The organism is Azospirillum largimobile, assembly GCF_977007025.2.
In genome coordinates, this window is record NZ_CDRMUA020000001.1 from 1,729,434 (window position 1) to 1,750,145 (window position 20,712).

The window sequence follows — 20,712 nt, forward strand, 5'->3', positions numbered from 1 at the left end:
CTAGAACAGGGAGTTCCAGGCTTTGCTGATCCACGACTTCTCGTTTCGCTCGGGACGCAGATTGGCGTCCACCAGCAGTGCGTAGCTGTCCGTGTACCATTCGCTGCCGGGGAAGTTGTGGCCAAGCACGGCCGCGGCGGCCTTCGCCTCGTCGGTCACGCCCAGCGCCAGATAGCACTCCACCAGCCGGTGCAGCGCCTCCGCCACATGGGACGTGGTCTGGTAGTTTTCAACGACGACGCGGAAGCGGTTGATCGCGGCGGTGTACTGATGCTGACGCAGGTAGAAGCGACCGACCTCCATTTCCTTGCCGGCAAGGTGGTCGTTGGTCAGGTCGATCTTCAGCTTCGCGTCGCGGGCGTATTTGCTGTCCGGGAAACGGCGCACCACCTCCGACAGGGCGTCGAGCGCCTGCCGGGTCATCCGCTGGTCGCGGCGCACGTCGGTGATCTGCTCGTAATAGCACAGCGCCCGCATGTAATAGGCGTAGTCGACATCCGGGCTGCCCGGATGAAGCTGAATGAAGCGGTCGAGCGCCAGGATGGCGTCGTCGTACTTCAGATCCTGATAGTGGGCATAGGCGGCAAGAAGCTGCGCCTTGCTGGCCGAATCCGAATAGGGATGCTGCCGCTCCACCTCGTCGTAGAGCCTTGCGGCCTTCTTGAAGGCCTCCTCGCGCATCGCCGCATCGGCTTCCGACAGAAGCTGGTCGGCCGGACGTTCGACATACGCGTCCTCCTTGGTGGAGGAGCAGGCGGTCAGGGCGGCGGACAGAAGGATGGCCGTCAGCGGCAGGCGGTACGGGCGAGGAAGCATCGTCGTCTTGGGCGCTTTCGAAGTTGCCCCTGTATAGCACGCCGGGGTGAGGGCGCCGCAAGCGGTAACGCGGGGGTGGGCCGGGCAATCGGGTTTGAGGGCCGAAATATTGAGAAGCCCCTCTCCCCTCGTGGGAGAAGGGCTTTGATTTTCTTACCCGAACAGCGCGTCGATGTCGGCCTGGCTGATGTTACCGCTGTCAGGGGTGGCTTCGGCCGGGCCGTGCAGGTCCAGATCCTCGTCCTTCTTGGTGACGGACGGCGGCAGCGGCATCGCCTCGAACTCGCGCTTGTTCCACAGGCCCATCATGGCGTCGACGCGCTCCTCGATGAAGGACATGGCGCGGACGACCTTGGTGATGCGCTGGCCGGTCAGATCCTGGAAGTTGCAGGCCTCGTAGATGCGGACGATGACGTCGACCATGTCGTTGACGCGGTCGTTGTGATAGCCCTCCGGCAGGGACGACTTCAGTTCCGACACCACCTCTTCCAACTCTTCGGCGCAGGCCATGATGGTGTTGGTCGCGGCCTCCGTCGCGGCGACGACGGCGCTCAGCTCCTGGCTGGCCTGCTGGAACTTGTCGTCGCCGGCCAGCGGGTGGCGGATGGCCGCCATCTCCACCTTGGTCGCCTTGATCTTGCCGGAGATGTCGGCGATCTCGACCTGGATCTGGTCGATCTGCGCCGCGTCCATGGTCAGGAAGCGGTCCAGCTTGGCGCCGAGATCGCCGATGGCGCGCAGCACCTCGGTGTTGTCGGCCTGGACCACCTGGGCCGGCACCGGAAGCGCCGCCGCGGCGGCACCGTCTTCGATCAGGGCCTGGAACGGGTGCCCGGACTTGCGGGCTTTCTGAAGCTCGGCCATGAAGGGCTTGGTCATCTGCTTCATCCTCGGTCCCGCCTCTCGGAAACGGCCGCCTGTGGCCTGGGTGGTGAATGTGTGGGGTGGTGGAATGTCTGGTTGCGTACCGGGTCTGCGTTCTGGAGCCGTCGACCGCGCCGCATCGGGCCATCGGCCTGCCGGGCGGGTCAATCGGGGGAAACCTAGGGGGAGAGGTCGGCCGGACAGGCCGGCGCGGCTTCCCCGCCCTATCCGAAGAGAGCGTCGATGGCGGCCTGATCGAGCGGCACCGGTGGCTCCGCCGCCGCGGGCGGCGGGGGCGGTGCGGCGGGCTTGGAAGCGGCCTTGGCCTTCGGCGCCGCGCCGGGCGGCTTCGGCACCGGCTTCTTCGCCGGGGCGGGCGCCGGAGCCGGGCTGTCGAACATGCTGTCGATATCGGCCTGACTAGCCTTTGCCGGTGCGGCAGCGGGTGCCGGCGCATCGAACATGCTGTCGATGTCCGCCTGGCTCGCCTTTACCGGTGCAGCGGCGGGTGCCGGCGCGTCGAACATGCTGTCTATGTCGGCTTGGCTCGACTGTACCGGTGCGGCGGCCGGCGCCGGGGCGTCGAACATGCTGTCGATGTCGGCCTGGCTCGCCTTCGCCGGGGCCGGCGGCGGGGGCGGAGGTGGCGCGGGTGCGGGCGCCGGAGCGGCAACCGGGCTGTCGAACATGCTGTCGACATCGGCCTGGCTGACGCCGTGGCCGTCCAACTGCGGACCGTTCAGCAGATGCGCGTCCGGCCGGCTGTCGGTCTGCTCTTCCTTGACGACGATGCCGGCCAGCCCATCCTCGCCCCAGATGCTGATCATGGCCATGACGCGCTGCTCGATGTAGCGGAGCGCGTTGACCACCTTGCTGGTGCGCTGGCCGGTCAGATCCTGGAACGAACAGGCGGTGAAGATGTCGTTCACCTGCGTGTCGATCTCGCCGCACATCGTCGGATCGGCCCCGCTCGCGCGCAGCTTGCCCGCCAGATCCATCAGCCGTTCGGCCGCATTCAGGATTTCGAAGGACGCGCGTTCGGTCGAGATGACGATGGCATCGAGTTCGTTCGTGGCGGAGAGGATCTTGTCGCCCGACCCGTCGGGGGGGCGCAGTGCCGCAACCTCCCGCCGCGCCTGTTCGATCGACGCCGCCATTTCCATCAGCTCGCGGCGCAGGACGCCGACATGCTTGCCGGCCTCCACCGCTTCGTTCTGCCGGTTCCAGGAGTCGCGGAACTCCTGGAGCATGGCGCGCACTTCCTCCGTCGCGGCCCCGAGGGACCGCCGGTGGAGCCGCCGCAGGAACGCCCTGCCCTTCGCCGAACGGGCGATGGCGTCCTCGATCTGCTCGAACTCCTCATCGGACAGCTGCGGAAGCTGCTCCAAACCGGTCCACTCCCCAAACTGGATTCGCCAGCCGCCCCAAGGACCGGGCGCCGGGCGGCATGTGCCGCCGCCCACCCGGACCGGTCACGATAAGCTTCGATCGTCCCTTGCGGGTTTTGCCCTTGCGGGATCAGCCGCCGATGACGGCCTGGATCTTCTGCTTCAGCGTGTCGGCGTTGAAAGGCTTGACGATGTAGTTGTTCACGCCGGCCTGCTTGGCGGCGATCACGTTCTCGGTCTTGCTTTCGGCGGTGACCATGATGAAGGGCGTCGCCGCCAGCTTCGCGTCGGCGCGGATTTCCTTCAGCAGCTGGAGGCCGGTCATCGGCTCCATGTTCCAGTCGGAAATGATGAGGCCGAACTTGCTCTCACGCAGCTTCGCCAGCGCCGACACACCGTCGCCGGCCTCGTCGATGTCGGTGTAGCCGATCTGGGTCAACAGGTTCCGCACGATGCGCCGCATGGTGGCGTAATCATCGACGACGAGGATCTTCATCTAGACGTCTCCGCAATAATCCGTTGCCGGTGTCTGTCCGGCCGTTACGCCCACCCGGCGCGGGGGCTGCGCCGTAATCCGGGAAGTGATGCCGACTGTAGTGCCCTAACTGCCGCCAAAAGTCATCCCCTTGGGACACACTGCATCAGCCTGGTAAAGAACGTGTTACCACGCGGGACATCATCTTGCCGAATCAGGGTCATCCCCACGTTCGATCACGTCCGGCCATCCCCGGATCGGGCCCGTGGGGGCGGCCGCACCCGATCCGATGCGGCCCACCGCCCGTTCACAGCGGCGCCGTCGCCCCGGAGAGCCAGCGGCGGGCCGCCTCGTCCAACAGGGGGGACAGCGACTCGCGCACCCGTGCATGATAGGCGTCGACCCAGGCGGCCTCCGCGTCCGACAGCAGCGCGCGCTCGATCAGCGAGCGGTCGATCGGCACCAGGGTCAGCGGTTCGAACTCCATCATCTGGCGCTCGGCGCCGGCCGGTTCGCCCTGCGGCTCCACCGGGCGGACGACGATCAGGTTCTCGATGCGGATGCCGTAGGCGCCGGTCTTGTAATAGCCGGGCTCGTTGGACAGGATCATGCCCGGCTGCAGGGCCACGGTGTTGCCGACCTTGGAGATGCGCTGCGGCCCCTCATGCACCGACAGGAAGCTGCCAACGCCGTGGCCGGTGCCGTGGTCGTAGTCCAGCCCCGCCTGCCACAGCGGCAGCCGCGCCAGCGCATCCAGCTGCGAACCTGTGGTGCCGCGCGGAAAGCGCGCGGTGGACAGCGCGATATGGCCCTTCAGCACGCGGGTGAAGCGGTCGCGCATCTCCGCGGCCAGTGCCGGGTCAAGCTCGCCGACCGCCAGCGTGCGGGTGACGTCGGTGGTGCCGTCCAGATACTGCGCGCCGCTGTCCAGCAGGAACAGGCTGCCCGGCTCCAGCCGGCGGTCGGTCTCGGGCGTCACGCGGTAATGGACGATGGCGCCGTTCGGACCGGCGCCGGCGATGGTGTCGAAGCTGACGCCGCGGAACCGCTCGTTCTCACGCCGGCAGGCCAGCAGCCGCTCCACCACCGCAAGCTCTGTCAGCTCGCCCTTCGGCGCCTCTTCCGAGAACCAGTGCAGGAAACGGACGATGGCGGCGCCGTCGCGGGTGTGGGCGGCGCGGGTGCCGGCCAGTTCCGCCGGGTTCTTGCAGGCCTTGGGCAGGGCGCAGGGATCGCCCTCGCGCTCCACCTTCGCACCGGCCAGATGCAGCCGGTCGACGATCCAGGCCGAGGTGCAGGTTGGATCGGCCAGCACGCGGGCGGAGCCGCGGGCGACGGCGTCCAATGCCGGTCCGAACTCCTCCACCGGCCGCACCCGCACCTGATTGCCAAGATGGGCGCGGGTCTGCGGCGCCAGCTTGCGCGGGTTGAGGAACAGGTCCACCGACGCATCGGCGGACATGATGGCGAAGGACAGCGGCAGCGGCGTGCACGGCACGTCGGCACCGCGGATGTTCAGCAGCCAGGCGATGCTGTCCGGCTGGGTCAGCACCGCGGCGGCGATCCCCGACTGCCCCAGCTCGTCGGCCAGCCGGGCGCGCTTGTCGGCGGAGCTTTCGCCGGCCAACGCCTCGTCCTGCGGCACCACCGGGGTGAGGGGAGCCGGCGGCTGGCCCTGCCAAACCGAATCGAGCGGATTGTCCTCGCAAGGGATCAGCAGGATGCCGGCGCGTTCCAGAGCGGCGCGGGTCTTCTCCACCCAGCCGATGGTGTGCAGCCAGGGATCGAAGCCGAAGCGCCCGCCTTCGGGCAAGGCGGCGATGATCCAGTCGGTGACCGGATCCTCGACGAGATGCTTGTACTCGTACAGGTCGGACGGGACCTCGCTGCGGACCTGCAGGGTGTAGCGGCCGTCGACGAAGATCGCGGCGCGGCCGGATGTCACCACCGCGTTGCCGGCGGACCCGGTGAAGCCGGTGAGCCAGCCCAGCCGCTGGGCGCGCGGCGGCACATATTCGCCCTGATGCTCGTCGCCGCGCGGAACGATGAAGCCGTCGAGATCCCGGCGCTTCAGCGCGGCGCGCAGATCGGCCAGCCGCTGTGCCGGACCCGGCCGGGCCGCCGGGGCTTCCGCCGCGAGGACCGCCTTCAGCGCCTGGAGCTGTTCGGCCAATGCCGGCGGCAGGGTCTCGCCCACCAGCACCAGCCACGCCGCCGGGTCCTCTCCCTCCGGCGCCGCCAGCACGCCGGCCAGCAGCGCGCGGACATCCGCGGGGGAGCGGCCGGTCCCGGCCTCGGTCAACAGGGTCGCAAGGGCGTCGTCGCCACGGTAAGCGCCGGAGGGAGTCGCGCTGGACACGGAACGTGTTCCTCGGAAGGGTGAAGCCTGTGACTCCAGGCTAGGCACCCGGCCGGTCCGGCGCAAGCGACGGGGTGGCGGCTATGCCGGTTGGGGTGGGGGTATAGGGATGTGGGGCGTTAGACCCCCTCCTAACCTCCCCCGCTGGGCGGGGGAGGGAAATGGACTCTTGTCGGCGTTTGGCGGCAGTCCCTCTCCTGCCCAGCGGGGGAGGGTCAGGGTGGGGGTCTAGCCTCACAAGAATTCGTCCCTACACCGGCAACCCCGCATCGTCCGGCAGCCCCAGCCGCTCCAGCACACGCTTGCGCGCCTCGCCGCGCTCGATGTCGGACACATGCAGAAGGCCGCCGATGCGGCGCAGCAGGCTGGCCTCCAGGTCGTTCAGCACACCGTCGGCGTAGGCGACCTCCCACAGCATCTCGATGATCCAGACCCGGCGGCCGGGCGGGCAGCGGTTCATGATGATGCTGACATAGTGGTGGTAGGGCGACACGTCCTCGGTATCGAAGACCGCGGCGGACAGCAGGTCCTGCGCCTCCTCCTCGTTCAGGTGGAAGTGGCGCTGCGCGACGGAGATGATGCGGTCGCGCTCCGCCTGGGTGATGGTGTCGTCGGTGCGCGCGGCCTCGACCATCAGGGCGGCGGCGGCGGCCTGCAGGGCGTCCTCGCCCGGCTCGGTGCCGTCGTCGTCGCCTGCGAACAAGGACCGGATGCGGTTCAGCATGGTGTCTCCCCAGGTGAGTGTCGGGACATCGTCCCTAGGGGAAGTCGCAACCCGGCCCTTTGGTTTCAACGGCCCCTGGCTTAACGCTTGACCACAAGAGTGGTCCATTCCCCGACCGGGATGCGCGCGACAAGCCGAAGGCCCTGGTTGCGGTGGGCCTGGATGACGTGGCGTTCCTGCCGGTTCAGCAGGCCGGCCAGAACGGCATAGCCGCCCTTCTTCAGGTGGCGGCGCAGCTGCGGCGCCATGCGCGACAGCGGGCGGGCCAGGATGTTGGCTGTGATCAGGGTGTAGGGCTTGTGCCGGCCGACGATGCGGGTGTGGTAGCCGTCGCCGCCCTGGGCGCGGATCATGCCCTTCTGCCCGTTCAGCGCCGCGTTGATGCGGGTGACGCGCACGGCCTCCGCATCGATGTCGACGGCGGTCACCGGCACGCGCCAGCGCTTGGCCACCGCCAGCGCCAGGATGCCGGAGCCGCAGCCCATGTCGAGCGCGCCGCGCCGGCCGCCGCGCGGCAGCTTCAGATGGCGCGACAGCCGGTCGAGCGCCTGCAGGCAGCCGTTGGTCGAACCATGCTCGCCCGTGCCGAAGGCGGTGGCGGCGTCCACCAGAAGCGGGATGCTGCCGGCCGGCACGATGCCCTCATGGTGGGAGCCGTGGACGAAGAAGCGGCCGGCGCGAATCGGCGGAAAGCCCTGGTAGCTGTGCGACACCCAGTCGATGGGCGGCAGGTTCTCGACCGCCAGCCGCGGCTCCTCGATTCCCAGCGCCTTGGCCAGCACGGCCACGCGCGACTGCAGCCGCGCCTCGTCCGGGGCGCCGTACAGCGTCGCCTCGACCAGCCAGTTGCCGCCCTCCTCCAGTTCGAAGGTCGACACCGCATCGGCATGGTCCCCCACCGCCTCGGCGAAGGCGGGCGCATGGGCTTCGGGAACGACCAGCGCGATGCGCCAGAGCGGGGTTTGCGACATGACAGGGGCTTTCCGACGACGACGCGAGAAGAAGCGGCGTTTTTAGCATCAAGCCGGAAAGACACCAAGGATTCCGGATGCCGCCTTGTTTCGATGAAATGGCTTCGATGAAAAGGCTTCGAGGGAAACCCCTACCGTCCCGACAGCCGATCGGCGATGTCGTGCATGCCCTGGGCGCGCAGCACCGTCTGACGGTGGCGCAGCAGACGCCGCTCCAGCGCCTTTTCCATCGCCGCCCCGCCCAGCAGTGCGCCGTCCGCCCCCTTCAGCCGGTCGGCAAGGTCGCGGGTCAGCACGCCTTCCGCCTTCGCGTCGCGCCGGTCGAGCGGCTGGTCCCCGGCGACACTCTGGCGCAGCCGTTCCAGCAGGACGGCCAGGCTCTGCGGCGCGCGGCCCTGCAGGGCGAGGCGGCACACCCGGCGCAGCGACGCGGCCATCGGCGCCAGTGCCGGATCCGCGTCGCGGTCGAACAGCGCGTCGGCCAGCGCGCAGAGCCCGGCATGCAGGCTGGGCTGCGCGCCCAGCAGTTCCTTCATCGTGTCGGCGGAGCCCATGATGTCGGCGATCACCCCGTCCAGCAGGGCAAGATGCCGCGGCCAGACGTCGTCGTCGATCATCGCCAGCAGCAATTCCAGCTTGCCGGCCAGCGTCCCGCCGCCTTCCAGATGCTGGCACAGCAGGATCAGGAACAGCGCGTCGTGCCCTGCCTCCCCCACCGACTCCTCGATCCTGTTGCTGGTGCCGGGCAGGTCGGCGGCGTCGAAGCGCGGCAGCCGGCGCCGTTCGGCCAGGGCGTCGCGGGCGGACCCGGCGACCGCCTCCACCATCTGCCGCAGTTCGCGGGCGCGGGCGGCATGCGACACGCCGTGAAGATCGGCATGGTGGCGGGCCACCGCATGGATGGCGGCGCCCAGCAGCGCGCCCTGCTCCTCCAGGCGGCGGAACAGCGGCCAGGAATGCAGCAATTCGGTCGAGGTGATGCGCTGGGCATCCAGATAGGGGCGCAGCAGCCGGCCGATGACCACCCGGCTTTCGAAACCGCTCAGGTCGTCCGGCTTGCGGCAGATCGGCGCCCCTTCCGCCGTGCCGCCCAGGGTCAGCCCCTTGCGCGCAACCTGCGGCGCCGTCTTGTGCAGGATCACCGTTTCCAGCGACAGGCCGGCGATGGTGCGGAACTTCACCACCTTCGCCTCCTCCACCCCGGAGGCGGCCAATTGGGAGCGGGCGGCCGACAACGCCGCCTCCTGGTCCGTATAGGCGCCTTCGATGAGCCAGCGTCCCTCGCGGCGGCTCTGCACCTCGTAACTGACGCTGCCCGTTCCGAACACGGCGGAAGACCTCCGGCTCCGTTGCAATGCTGCAATACTGGCCGGCGACGGAAGCCGCGGCTGTGACGGCCGTCACAGTGCGGCAAACCGTCCGCCCGCCCCCTCAGCCCCCCTCAGCCTGCCTTGTCGGCAGGCACGACGAAGCTGTCCATCACCTTCTTGGCGCCGGAATGGTCGAAATCGATCTCCAGCTTGTCCTCCGCCACCGCGGTGACGGTGCCGTAACCGAATTTCTGATGGAACACGCGCGCCCCCTTGGCGAAGGGTGCATCGGGCCGCGGACGCGGCGCCACGGCATAGGCGCCCTGGTCCAGCGTGATCGTCTTGGGCGCCGGCGCCTGCCGGGTGGAGCCGCGGAACTGGAAGCCGCCGCCCGAACCGCCGCCGAAGCTGCCGGCTCCATAGGCCCCTGCCCCACCGCCGAAGCTGCCGCGCCCGCCGCTGCCGGCGAACAGGCCGTTGGCGGCCTCCGCCTCCACATTGTCCTGCGGGATTTCCTCGACGAAACGGGAGGGCACGGCGCTGACCCAGTTGCCGTAGAGCCGGCGGTTGGCGGCATGGCTGACATAGGCGCGGCGTCGCGCGCGGGTCAGGCCGACATAGGCCAGCCGCCGCTCCTCCTCCAGCCCGGCGATGCCGGTCTCGTCCAGCGCGCGCTGGTTGGGGAACACGCCCTCCTCCCAGCCCGGCAGGAAGACATGGTCGAACTCCAGCCCCTTGGCACCGTGCAGCGTCATCACCGTGACCTGCTCGATCCCGGCGGCCTCGGCATTCTCCATCACCAGTGCCACATGCTCCAGGAAGCCCGGCAGGTTCTCGAACTCCGCCATGGCGGTGATCAGTTCCTTCAGGTTCTCCAGCCGGCCGGGAGCCTCGGGCGTCTTGTCCTCCTGCCACATGCGGGTGTAGCCGGATTCGTCCAGGATGGTGCGGGCAAGCTCGGTGTGCGGCACCGTCGCCATCAACGTCCGCCAGCGGAAGAAGTCCTGCAGAAGCCCGCGCAGGGTGGCGCGCAGCTTCGGCTTCAGCTCGTCCGTCTCGGTCAGTGCCCAGCCGGCCTCGGTCAGCGACAGCCCCTGCGCGCGCGCCGCGGTGTAGAGGCACTGCATGGCCGCCGGGCCGACGCCGCGCTTGGGCAGATTGATGATGCGCTCGAAGGCGAGATCGTCGTCGCCGGAATTGACGACGCGGAAATAGGCCATCGCGTCGCGGATTTCCTGCCGCTCGTAGAAGCGGGGACCGCCCAGCACCTTGTAAGGCAGGCCGAGCGTGATGAAGCGTTCTTCGAACTCGCGGGTCTGGAAGCCGGCGCGGACCAGCACGGCGATCTGCGCCAGGGACGTGCCCTTGCGCTGCAGCGTCTCGATCTCCTCGCCGACCCAGCGCGCCTCCTCCTCGCCGTCCCACACCGCCTTGACCTTGACCGGCTCGCCGCCGTCGGCCTCGGTCCACAGCGTCTTGCCGAGACGACCCTGGTTGTTGGCGATCAGCCCGGATGCCGCCGCCAGGATATGGCCGGTGGAGCGGTAGTTCTGCTCCAGCTTGATGATGGTCGCGCCGGGGAAGTCGGTCTCGAAGCGCAGGATGTTGCCGATCTCCGCACCACGCCAGGCGTAGATCGATTGATCTTCATCGCCGACGCAGCAAATGTTCTTGTGCGCCTGGGACAGTATCCTCAGCCACAGATACTGCGCGACGTTGGTGTCCTGATACTCGTCGACCAGCAGATATTTGAACTTGCGGTGATACTCCGCCAACACGTCCGGATGGTTCTGGAAGATGGCGAGGTTGTGCAGCAGCAGGTCGCCGAAGTCGCAGGCGTTCAGGGTGCGCAGGCGCTCCTGATAGGCACGATAGATCGCCACAACCCGGCCGCCGGCCACATCGCCGCCGTCGGCGTCGCCGAGACGGTCGGGTGTCAGGCCGCGGTCTTTCCAGCGTTCGATGGCGCCCAGGACCTGCCGGGGCGGCCATTTCTTGGAATCGATGTTCTCGGCCGCCAGAAGCTGCTTGATCAGCCGCACCTGGTCGTCGGTGTCGAGGATGGTGAAGTTCGACTTCAGCCCCACCAGCTCGGCATGGCGGCGCAGGATGCGCGCGGCCAGTGCGTGGAAGGTGCCGAGCCACCAGCCCTCCGGCTCGATCCCCACCAGATGGGCGACACGCTCGCGCATCTCGCGGGCGGCCTTGTTGGTGAAGGTGACAGCCAGGATCTGGAAGGCGGCGGCCCGGCGCGTCATCAGCAGATGGGCCAGCCGGGTGGTCAGCACCCGCGTCTTGCCGGTGCCCGCGCCCGCCAGGACCAGCACCGGCCCGTCCAGCGCCTCCACCGCCGCCCGCTGGGTCGGGTTCAGCCCGTCCAGATAGGCGAAGCGCTGCGCCGCGCTTGGAAAGCCCGTGGCCGAAGCGGCGGCGGGGGGAGCGGCATGGCTCAACGGATCGTCGTCGTACGCGTCTGACATGGGCGGCCCGGCTTGGGGAAAAGAAGAAAAATCGGCTCAAGCATGGGAATGCTGTCTTGCGGTTGGAACGTATATAGCACAGAGCGCCCCGGCACGAACCCTGCGACAGACCGCGTCTCCCATTCGGGATTGCGCGGTTGCGCGACCGAACCTAGGCCGAAGGGCGGGCGTTCAGGACATAGGACTCCAACCATCGGGCAGGGGCGCAATCCTCGCGCGGCCTATGCCGGCCGGGGTCGAAGTCCCGCCATATTGCAACTGAGAAACATGACCAAGTCAGAGGCCCGTGGTTAACGATTTCCCCTTTTCTGTCACAGGCCGTTATTCCGCCCGACCATCAAAGTTCGAATTATGTCCGCATCTTGTCTTATCCGGTCTTACGGCATATGCCCATTGCTCGACGCGAAATTTACCTAAGTGGTGCGTCCGACAAGTTAATTGGAATTCCCGGGCTTCGGAGCGGTTGGTAAGGGAAACCCACCGACCCGGAGCCGGACCATGGCCATCCGCGTGCAGGACTTGAGCGACGAGGAGCTGGAGAAGTTGAGGACGATGGCACGCTCGCGCACCTTGGGCGCCGGTCTCGTCCGGCGGGCGCAGATCGTCCTGCATTCGGTCGAGGGTCTGACCGCGCCGGCCATCTCGGAGCGCATGGGCCTGTGCGGCGAGACCGTCCGCCACTGGCTCAAGCGCTTCAAGGCCCGCGGTTTCGACGGTCTGGAGGAAGACGTGCGGTCGGGGCGCCCGCCCACCTACACCGCGGCCGAGCGCAGCGCCGTGATCGACACCGCCCTGACCCCGCCCGCGGAGCTGGGCCTGCCCTTCGCGTCGTGGACGCTGGACCGCTTAGTGGTCCACCTGTCGGGGAAAGGGATCGGGATGAAGCGCAGCCGCATCGCCGAGATCTTTGTCCAGGAGGGGTTGAAGTGGCGCCAGGAGGAGACTTGGTTCGGGGCGCGGGTCGATCCAGACTTCGCCAAAAAAAGGGGCCAATTGAGCAGCTCTACACCGCCCCGCCGACGGGCTGCGTAGTCGTCTGTCTCGACGAGATGGGGCCGCAGGCGAGCAAGAGCTATCCGGGCCGCCGGCTCGTCCGGCCCGCCGGCCCGAAGGCCGAGCGCGCCAAGCAGGAGATCGACTACGGCCGGCGGGACGTGGCCGGGTACGTGTTTGGCGCCTTTCGCCCGGCCACGGGAGACGCCCTCACGGCGACCTACGAGGGCCGGACCACCGCGAATTGGATCGACTTCCTGGGCCGGGTCGAGGCTTGGATCGACCCCGCGGTGGAGCGGGTCTACGCCGTGCTCGACAACCTGAACTGCCACGCCGGCCCGGACGTGCTGCTGTTCAACCTCGCCCATCCGCGCTGGGAGTTCGTCTTCCAGCCCAAGTACGCCGCCTACCTGAACCTCATCGAGCCCTGGTGGAAAGTGCTGCGCTCACTGGCGCTGAAAGGGCGCCGGTTCGATGCCTGGGCCGAGATCGAGGCGGCGGTGGAACGGGCCACCGCCTACTGGAACGTGCACAAGCACCCCTTCGTCTGGGGCAGGCGCAGGCGCCATCGCGCGCCGAGCCGACTGGGCGTCGCCGCGCTCCCGAATGTCTAAACAACTTGGTGGATGCACCACTAAGCGAAATTTTGCGCCGCGCAAATCGGGGGTATCTATGGATCACAACGAGGCACCCCACACCCTGAGGGGGGAGCGGGCCGGACGCGAGAGCGAGCGGTCGGGGATGCCTCGGAAGCGCCAATCGGCGCCACTTTGATCGGAACGGAACAAAAGGCGGGCTGAGACCATGGATGCCATCAACGTTTTCCTCATCGATGCCAACAAGCTTTTCCGTGAAGGCATGAAGCGCCTGTTCGAGGGCACTCCCTTCAACGTCGTCGGCGAGGCCGGCAGCCTGCGCGAGGGCCTGACGGCGCTCGGCACCGGCACCACCCCCGACCTGATCCTGATCGATCTGCCGAGCGGTGCCGACGAGGAAGTCGAGGCGATGCGCACGCTGCGCGAGGGCCATCCGTCGATCCGGATCGTCATCCTGACCAACGACCTGGAAACCCGCCGGCTGTCTGCCGCGCTGGGCGCCGGCGCCGGCGGCTACCTGCTGAAGGACATCGCCTGCGAGGCGCTGATGCAGTCGCTGAAGCTGGTGATGATGGGCGAGAAGGTGTTCCCGACCCATCTGGCCGAACTGCTGGTCAGCGGCCGCACCGAGGACATGGGCGCCGAGCTGCCGACCCGCCGCAAGGGCCTGTCGCAGCGCGAGGTGCAGATCCTCCGCTGCCTGCTGAACGGCAACAGCAACAAGATGATCGCCAACCACCTGAACATCACGGAAGCCACCGTGAAGGTTCACCTGAAGAGCCTGCTGCGCAAGATCAACGCGTCCAACCGCACCCAGGCCGCCATCTGGGCGCTGAACAACGGCATCGGCGACCAGGCCGCCGAGACGGGCGTCGCCGCCACCGTCTGACCTTAGCCGTCCGATCCTCATCAGACAGAGTTTCGCCAAAGGTCTCGCCAGCCATCCGTCCTGGCCGCCCGCCCCTTCCATCCGGGGCCGGCGGTCGGCGGGGCGGCGCCGTTTCCGATTCCGGCGTCAAGGCGAATGACGCCGCCGTTCCGGACGCGAAAGGAACGGGCATAGAGGAAGCGGTCTAAGACGAAAAGCGAACTACAGCGTCAGAATGACCGTGCCTATGTGAACGTCCGGGCCGATGACGCCATTCCGGTGTGCCATCGCCGCAACCTTCCTGGAAATGCCCGCGATGAACGTGCTGATCGCCGACGATCACCTGTTGTTCCGAGACGGTCTGCGCCGCCTGCTGGCGCAATTCGACGACGACATGACGTTTTTCGAGGCCAGCACCTATGACGAGGTGCGGTCGCTCTGCGACGGGACGAGACCCTTCGACCTGATCCTGCTCGATCTCGGAATGCCGGGCTGGACCGGCTTCTCGGCGCTGGGCGACATCCATGTAAGCCTGCCCAAGGCGCTGCTGGTGGTGGTATCGGGATCGGAGAAGCGTTCCGATCTTCTCGCCGCGCTGGAGAATGGTGCGGCCGGCTACATCCCGAAATCCTCCAGCGCCAAGGTGCTGCTGGGCGCACTGCAGCTGGTGCTTGCCGGTGGCATCTATCTTCCCGAACAGGCGATCCGCGGCGGCGACCGCGTCGATCAGATGCAGGGCGGCTATGGCGGCGGCGCTGCCGGCGACCAGACGGACGACTCCGCGGCGCTTGGCAACGGCAGCGGCGGCGACCAGCTGACACCACGCCAGCGCGACGTTCTGGCCCGTCTGCGCGACGGCAAGTCCAACAAGCAGATCGCCCATGAACTGGGGCTGACGGAAGGAACCGTGAAGGTCCACGTCACCGCCATCCTGCGGCATCTGGGCGTGCGCAACCGCACGCAGGCCGCACTGACGGCGCAGAGCTTCTAGGCGTTACATTTCGACGGTCATCCCCGCGAAGGCGGGAACCCAGGCTTGAGCCCGCCCTTGCACTGGAAACTCTGGATCCCCGCCTTCGCGGGGATGACGCAAAGTTCCTTTCGCTCCAGGGACTTAGCAATGCCTGGAAATATGTGCATTCCGTAGCGCGAAGGCGCGGATCCAGAAGGTGGGGATCCAGGGTGCATCATTGGGGCGCCCCCTACCGCTGCGCCCGCTCCACCGCTGAGACCAGGGCCAGCAATGCGCCGCGCAGTTCGGCGGCATGGGTGCGCGGGCGGACGGCGGCGGCATCGGGGACCGCGACGACGGTCAGCGTCCGGCAGCCGGTCAGCCGGCTTTCCAGCCGGGCGAACAGCTCCGCCGGTTCGCTTCCCTGCATCAGGGTCACCGGCACCCGCACCGCCGGCAGTTCCGCCTCCAACTCGCCGAGGCGGTCGGTCAGGTCCACGGGCCGAGGCCGGCCGAAACAGGCGGACAGGGCGTTCCAGCGCCGCCGCAGCGGCGAATCGGCCCCGACATCGTCGACGATCATCACGCCGCCGACCTGATCCGGAAAATCCAGCGCCGCCACGATGGCGAGCGGCGCCGTCACCGCACTCGCCACCAGCACCGGCCGCCGCCCGCCGCGTTCCACCAGCATCGACGACAGCCGTGCCGAGGCGGAGGCGGGCAAGGTCAGCCATTCCTGGCCCGACGGGACATGGTCGAGCAGGCGCCACCAGGCACCCTTGCCGGGATGGAGGAAGATCACCTGCCTGCCACACGGATCGCCCGCCCGGTCAGCCGTGCGGTCACCGGCCGTGCCGTTCACCGCGAAGCGGACGGACTCTGCCCGTCCGGTGCGGACGGTGGAGGGCTGGGTGTGAAAGAACACGTTCGGGTTCCCCGGTGCTGGCGTTCCGCGATGGGACGTTCCCACCGCCGACGCCAACCCTAACGAAGCCGAACGCAAGTCGTCCCGTACGATAAATCGGGCAAAACCCTTAACACGGCCTCGAAAGCCGCCCTGCCCGCAAAAGGTTTCAGCCGCCGCCGAAACGGCTCAAAAACAAACCAAATTCCATTACTTGCCGGTGCTGTTTTTTTGGCCGGTGCTGTCGGCAGCTGCTCAATGCAGCGTCACCTCCATCTCCTCGCCGTCCGGCGCCACCGCCATCGGGCGGCGCAGTTCACCCGCCAGGCTCCGCCATTCCGGCGCCCCGCCCAGCTGTTGCAGCAACTGTGCAGTGAAGGCGAAGACGGCATGTTCCAAGGGCCCGTTGTCCTCGGCGTGGGCGTTGACGGTCAGGCAGGACTCGGCCGCGCTTTCGAAGATGGCGGCGGCGGCGCTGGTGCCCGGCCCGGGGTCGGGCAGAGGGATGGCCTTGGGCTTTTCCCCGCTGACGCGCAGGCGCGACAGGTTGTCGGCCAGCAGGCGGGTGCGGATGGCGTTGTCGACCGCGGCGGCCATGGTGTAGCCGGCCTCTTCTTCGACGGTGGCGCGCAGGACGCGCAGGCCGGCGATCAGCCCGCGGACGACGTCGCCGCCGCTGCCGCGCTTGGTTGCCGCCGCGACGGCGGTGCCGAGGATGGCGGCGACCACCGGCGACAGCGATTCGCCCTCGCGCGGCATGTTCGGCGCATCGGCGCCGGGGTCGGTGTTCAAAGCCTCGTTCATGCGGCCTCCGATCCGTATGGTCCGGAAACGGGCGGCCCGCCGGCGGTGCTGTCGGCGGAGGACCCGTCCGGACGCGTCGTCATGATGCCTCTACCGGATCTGTGGACCCTGCGGATCCGGTTCAAGGCATGGATTGCATGAACCTCCCCCTCTTTCGCGCCACCGGACGGGGTGCCCCATCGTTGCGGCTGGTCCCGCAATCGAAAGCCGCCCCTCTGGTCCACGGCCGGGGCCGTCCCCACATCTGCGGCGAAAGGGAGGGTTCGTGTCATGCCTCTGCTCAGTCTTCTCCTCAATGCGCTGTGGTTGATCACGGGCGGCATCTGGATGGCGCTCGGCTGGCTCCTGGCCGCGGTCCTGATGGCTCTGTCCATCATCGGCCTGCCCTGGGCCCGGTCCGCCCTGACCATCGCCCTGTACACCTTGCTTCCCTTTGGACAAACCGCCGTACGCCGGGATGAGTTCCGCGGACGCGAAGACATGGGCACCGGCGCCCTGGGCTTCATCGGCAACGTGGTGTGGTTCGTGCTGGCCGGCTGGTGGCTGGCCGCCGGCCATCTGATCGCCGCGGTGGGTCTTGCCATCACCATCATCGGCCTGCCCTTCGCCTGGGCGCATCTGAAGCTGGCGCTGCTGGCGCTCTGGCCGGTCGGGACCGAGATCGTGCCTGCCGACGACGCCGACCGCCGCCGCATGCCGGGCCGCATCTGACGGTCCGGTGATCGGCCGGGGGCGGCCGTCGCGGCAGGACGCCCCCTACCGTTCCGGCGTTCCATTGCAGTACGGTCGTCTTGGCGGCGGCAAAGTTACGGCGCCGTAACCGATGCTTAGGCCATTAACCGTTACTAAAGGATATGCCCCCAAAACTGTCGGAATATGTCGGCGTGGTTTCAGGCTTCCGGAACGAGGGGACATCGCTCTTCATGTCTTGGCTGTCGATCTTTTCCGGGGGCAACAAGGCGTCCGGCGCCGCGAAGACCACCGGCGAGCCGCGACGGGAACGGCCGTCCGCCCCGCCGACGATCGTCATCGATCACCACGACTACGTGCCGGAGGAATTCGTCCTCGGCTCCTTCCGCATCCGCCCCTATGACGGCGACCTGATCGCCAAGCAGAAGTTCGATTTCCGCCTGCAGTTCGACCTTGGCGGCGATCCCGTGGACGTCTCCTGCATCGGCATGGTGGTGAAGCTGACGGAGGAGGCCGGCCTCGTCGCCCGCTTCCAGTCGCCCCAACCCTTCTACGAACGCAAGCTGATCGAGTACATGAAGGCCCTGAAGGGCCTGTAAGCGCGCGAATATGCCCGAAGATGGTGGTGCCGGGCGCCGGCTGCCACTATATCTATGGGCATGCCGATCCGTCTTCTCCCTGAAACGCTCGTCAACCGCATCGCCGCCGGCGAGGTGGTCGAACGTCCCGCCGCCGCCGTCAAGGAGTTGGTGGAGAACGCCATCGACGCCGGCGCCACCCGAATCGACGTGGTGGCGCGCGACGGCGGCAAGTCGCTGATCGCCGTCACCGACGACGGCTGTGGCATGACCGCGGACGAGTTGGTTCTGGCGGTCGAACGCCACGCCACCTCCAAGCTGCCGGGCGACGACCTGCTCGACATCCGCTCCCTCGGCTTCCGGGGGGAGGCGCTGCCGTCCATCGGCGCCGTCAGTTGCCTGACCATCACCAGCCGCGCCCGCGGTGCCGACAATGCCTGGAGCCTGACCGTCGATGCCGGCGCCAAGGGGGCGCCGCAGCCGGCGGCGCTGGCCCAGGGCACGCGGATCGAGGTGCGCGACCTGTTCGCCGCCGTTCCCGCCCGGCTGAAGTTCCTCAAGGCCTCCCGCACCGAATACGACCACATCGCCGATTGCCTGGAACGGCTGGCGATGGCCCATCCCGGCGTCGCCTTCACGCTCAGCGACGGCGGCCGCGGCGGCCTGCGGCTGAGCGCGGCGCAGGGCGACCTGCTGGACGCCCGGCTGACCCGGTTGGGCGCGCTGATGGGCCGCGATTTTCAGGAGAACGCCGTTCCGGTGACGGCGGCGCGCGAGGGGGTGACGCTGGCCGGCTGGATCGGCCTGCCGACCCTGCACCGCCCGACCGCCAAGCACCAGCACCTGTTCGTCAACGGCCGCCCGGTGCGCGACAAACTGATGGTCGGCGCCGTGCGCGCCGCCTATGCCGACTTCCTGCCCCGCGACCGCCACCCGATGCTGGCCCTGTTCCTCGACATCGACCCGCAGGAGGTCGACGTGAACGTCCACCCGGCCAAGGCCGAGGTGCGCTTCCGCGACCAGGGTCTGGTGCGCGGCCTGATCGTCGGATCGCTGAAGCACGCGCTGGCCGAGGCCGGCCACCGCGCCTCCACCACCGTCGGCCTCGCCACGCTGGGCGCCCTGCGGCCCGAGCAATCCGGCAAAACCGATGGCGGCTTCCCCCCCTCCCCCCTGCCCTACGGCCGCTCCGGTGGCGGCTCAAGCGGCAGTTGGGGCGGGTCCTACACGCCGGCCACCGTGCCGCGCGGTCTGGCGGAGCGCTCCGCCGCCTTCCAGGCGCCGACCCAGACCGGCCTGCCGCCGCTGCAGGGCCGCCTCAACGGTTTCGGCAATGGTTTCGCCCCGGCGGCCCGCCCGCCGGAATACCGCACCCCCGACCCGTCCGCGCAGAGGTCCGAGCCGCCGCTCGACAGCCATCCGCTGGGCGCGGCGCGGGCTCAGGTCCACACCACCTACATCGTGGCGCAGACCCGCGAGGGCATCGTCATCGTCGACCAGCACGCCGCCCATGAGCGGCTGGTCTATGAGCGAATGAAGGCCGCCTTGCTGGAAGGCGGGGTGAAGCGCCAAGCCCTGCTGATCCCCGAACTGATCGAGCTGGACGAACCCTCCGCCAACCGCCTGCTGGCCCGCAGCGCCGAACTGGCCGAGCTGGGTCTGGTGATCGAGGGCTTCGGCCACGGCTGCGTCATGGTGCGCGAGGTGCCGGCCCTGCTCGGCCAGTCCGACGTGAAGAACCTGATCCGCGATCTGGCGGAGGAACTGTCCGAACTGGGCGACGCCCTGTCGCTGAAAGAGCGGCTGGACGAGGTCTGCGCGACGATGGCCTGCCACGGCAGCGTCCGCGCCGGCCGGACCTTGAGCGTCGACGAGATGAACGCATTGCTGCGCCAGATGGAGGCAACCCCGCACAGCGGCCAGTGCAACCACGGCCGGCCGACTTATGTGGAGTTGAAGCTGGCGGATATTGAACGGCTGTTCGGGCGGAGGTAAAAATAGAGGTCGAGATTATTTTTCCGCCCGACTCCGATCGATGCACTGCCACAAAATGATAGGTAGAGGGCTCAGCTTAGATATGTGGTCTCCTGCTGGCCCTCTTTTTAACTTTCGTCTTATTTACACCTTACTGGCTTACACTGAGTACGGCAACGCGTGACTTTCGCTTGCTCCGGCTGCGAAAGTGCCAACGACATTGTGCGGTGGAACTCCCGATCAAGCGCATAGGCATCATCTTCGCCGTCAACACCGGAGTAAAGCGGCACCCCAAAAAGCTCATACCAAAGATGATCACATTGGTTTGCCTGCACTGACCAAGCCACGCGGTCGGCTTCTCCCATCATGCCGAAGTATGGATCATGGTGAAGAATCTCGCCAAACAGCACATTACAATCCGTCGCATACTTGCGAGTATCAAGTATGTGCATATGCCAAATCTCATCGATCATGCGATCAGGAACGATTTCGAGAAGTACACCTGATGCTTTAGCAGCCGATTGCACGCACAGGAATTTTCGGTATCGATCCTCCATTGTGTCAACGACATCAGGATCCCAACCAAAAGTTTCAACCATTTTTCTTTTTATCAAAGACAGATCAATAAGGTTAACAGAGAGCTCCGCCTCCATGACCTTAATCTTTAGGTCTTTGATATTGATACCGACCATAATCATTCTTCCTCTTGCGGCAGTTTTCTCTACGCCCATCCATGCGCAGCGGGCTGACGAAGTCTATCAGCGCTCTGTTTTCTGAAGCAAGCAAAGCTTATATAGCAAATACAGTTTACGAACGATGAATTACATACTGCCGCATGATTCACCGTAATTTCATTGATACGCGAATAAATTGGATTCGTTTGCTCACCTCTTCCATGCTTCCTTTGCATCACGCGTGAAATGCCTTCTGTTCGTTCGCTTGGGCTCAAAAGCAGCACAAGGAGCC

The 20,712-nt window shown here is 67.3% G+C and carries 19 protein-coding genes; 7 read left to right on the plus strand and 12 right to left on the minus strand.

Annotated features, from left to right (window positions below):
* From ACWPKK_RS08035 to ACWPKK_RS08075, 9 genes are all read right to left on the minus strand, one after another.
* Complete coding sequence (locus tag ACWPKK_RS08035) at positions 1–816, minus strand: outer membrane protein assembly factor BamD (protein ID WP_310112830.1); 816 nt, start codon at positions 814–816, stop codon at positions 1–3.
* Between the two features lie 153 nt (positions 817–969).
* A complete protein-coding gene (locus ACWPKK_RS08040; RefSeq protein ID WP_310112828.1) occupies positions 970–1,695 on the minus strand; it encodes a protein phosphatase CheZ in 726 nt (241 codons plus the stop codon).
* A 209-nt stretch (positions 1,696–1,904) separates the two neighbouring features.
* Complete coding sequence (locus ACWPKK_RS08045) at positions 1,905–3,068, minus strand: protein phosphatase CheZ (protein WP_452002614.1); 1,164 nt, start codon at positions 3,066–3,068, stop codon at positions 1,905–1,907.
* Between the two features lie 130 nt (positions 3,069–3,198).
* Positions 3,199–3,564: a chemotaxis response regulator CheY gene (locus ACWPKK_RS08050; RefSeq protein ID WP_012974572.1), complete on the minus strand. Its 366-nt coding sequence runs from the start codon at positions 3,562–3,564 to the stop codon at positions 3,199–3,201.
* A 286-nt stretch (positions 3,565–3,850) separates the two neighbouring features.
* Positions 3,851–5,902 carry a M24 family metallopeptidase gene (locus ACWPKK_RS08055; protein WP_452002617.1) on the minus strand — a complete coding sequence of 684 codons (2,052 nt, stop codon included), beginning with the start codon at positions 5,900–5,902 and terminating at the stop codon, positions 3,851–3,853.
* A 250-nt stretch (positions 5,903–6,152) separates the two neighbouring features.
* Positions 6,153–6,626, minus strand: coding sequence for a tellurite resistance TerB family protein (locus ACWPKK_RS08060; RefSeq protein ID WP_149221993.1), 474 nt, complete (start codon positions 6,624–6,626; stop codon positions 6,153–6,155).
* Between the two features lie 80 nt (positions 6,627–6,706).
* Entirely contained in the window at positions 6,707–7,597 is an 891-nt protein-coding gene (locus ACWPKK_RS08065) for a 50S ribosomal protein L11 methyltransferase (RefSeq protein ID WP_452002620.1), read from the minus strand.
* A 131-nt stretch (positions 7,598–7,728) separates the two neighbouring features.
* On the minus strand, positions 7,729–8,925 hold the full coding sequence (locus ACWPKK_RS08070; RefSeq protein ID WP_452002623.1) for a hypothetical protein: 1,197 nt from the start codon (positions 8,923–8,925) through the stop codon (positions 7,729–7,731).
* A gap of 113 nt (positions 8,926–9,038) precedes the next feature.
* Complete coding sequence (locus ACWPKK_RS08075) at positions 9,039–11,387, minus strand: ATP-dependent helicase (protein WP_452002625.1); 2,349 nt, start codon at positions 11,385–11,387, stop codon at positions 9,039–9,041.
* 498 nt (positions 11,388–11,885) lie between these two features.
* Between ACWPKK_RS08075 and ACWPKK_RS08080 the strand changes: the two genes are divergently transcribed.
* The 4 genes from ACWPKK_RS08080 to ACWPKK_RS08095 all read left to right on the plus strand — a co-directional run bounded on the left by ACWPKK_RS08080 (position 11,886) and on the right by ACWPKK_RS08095 (position 14,835).
* Entirely contained in the window at positions 11,886–12,419 is a 534-nt protein-coding gene (locus tag ACWPKK_RS08080; RefSeq protein ID WP_452002628.1) for a helix-turn-helix domain-containing protein, read from the plus strand.
* Complete coding sequence (locus ACWPKK_RS08085; protein WP_452002630.1) at positions 12,314–12,994, plus strand: transposase; 681 nt, start codon at positions 12,314–12,316, stop codon at positions 12,992–12,994. Before ACWPKK_RS08080 ends, ACWPKK_RS08085 begins: the two co-directional genes overlap by 106 nt.
* 190 nt (positions 12,995–13,184) lie before the next feature.
* Positions 13,185–13,865, plus strand: coding sequence for a response regulator transcription factor (locus ACWPKK_RS08090; RefSeq protein ID WP_324866680.1), 681 nt, complete (start codon positions 13,185–13,187; stop codon positions 13,863–13,865).
* Positions 13,866–14,160: 295 nt separating this feature from the next.
* Complete coding sequence (locus tag ACWPKK_RS08095) at positions 14,161–14,835, plus strand: response regulator transcription factor (protein WP_324866682.1); 675 nt, start codon at positions 14,161–14,163, stop codon at positions 14,833–14,835.
* Positions 14,836–15,046: 211 nt separating this feature from the next.
* Here the strand turns inward: ACWPKK_RS08095 and ACWPKK_RS08100 are convergent, their stop codons facing one another.
* Together ACWPKK_RS08100 and ACWPKK_RS08105 are read right to left on the minus strand one after the other, a co-directional pair.
* Positions 15,047–15,721, minus strand: coding sequence for an alpha/beta fold hydrolase (locus tag ACWPKK_RS08100; protein ID WP_452002633.1), 675 nt, complete (start codon positions 15,719–15,721; stop codon positions 15,047–15,049).
* Positions 15,722–15,955: 234 nt separating this feature from the next.
* On the minus strand, positions 15,956–16,504 hold the full coding sequence (locus ACWPKK_RS08105) for a hypothetical protein (RefSeq protein WP_324866686.1): 549 nt from the start codon (positions 16,502–16,504) through the stop codon (positions 15,956–15,958).
* A 270-nt stretch (positions 16,505–16,774) separates the two neighbouring features.
* Between ACWPKK_RS08105 and ACWPKK_RS08110 the strand changes: the two genes are divergently transcribed.
* The 3 genes from ACWPKK_RS08110 to mutL all read left to right on the plus strand — a co-directional run bounded on the left by ACWPKK_RS08110 (position 16,775) and on the right by mutL (position 19,767).
* Positions 16,775–17,215, plus strand: a complete 441-nt coding sequence (locus ACWPKK_RS08110) for a YccF domain-containing protein (protein WP_324866688.1) — start codon at positions 16,775–16,777, stop codon at positions 17,213–17,215.
* Positions 17,216–17,427: 212 nt separating this feature from the next.
* Positions 17,428–17,793, plus strand: coding sequence for a hypothetical protein (locus ACWPKK_RS08115; RefSeq protein ID WP_452002637.1), 366 nt, complete (start codon positions 17,428–17,430; stop codon positions 17,791–17,793).
* A 60-nt stretch (positions 17,794–17,853) separates the two neighbouring features.
* Positions 17,854–19,767, plus strand: a complete 1,914-nt coding sequence (gene mutL / locus ACWPKK_RS08120; protein ID WP_452002640.1) for a DNA mismatch repair endonuclease MutL — start codon at positions 17,854–17,856, stop codon at positions 19,765–19,767.
* Between the two features lie 119 nt (positions 19,768–19,886).
* Here the strand turns inward: mutL and ACWPKK_RS08125 are convergent, their stop codons facing one another.
* A complete protein-coding gene (locus ACWPKK_RS08125; protein ID WP_452002643.1) occupies positions 19,887–20,438 on the minus strand; it encodes a glycine-rich domain-containing protein in 552 nt (183 codons plus the stop codon).
* Positions 20,439–20,712 lie beyond the last annotated feature (274 nt).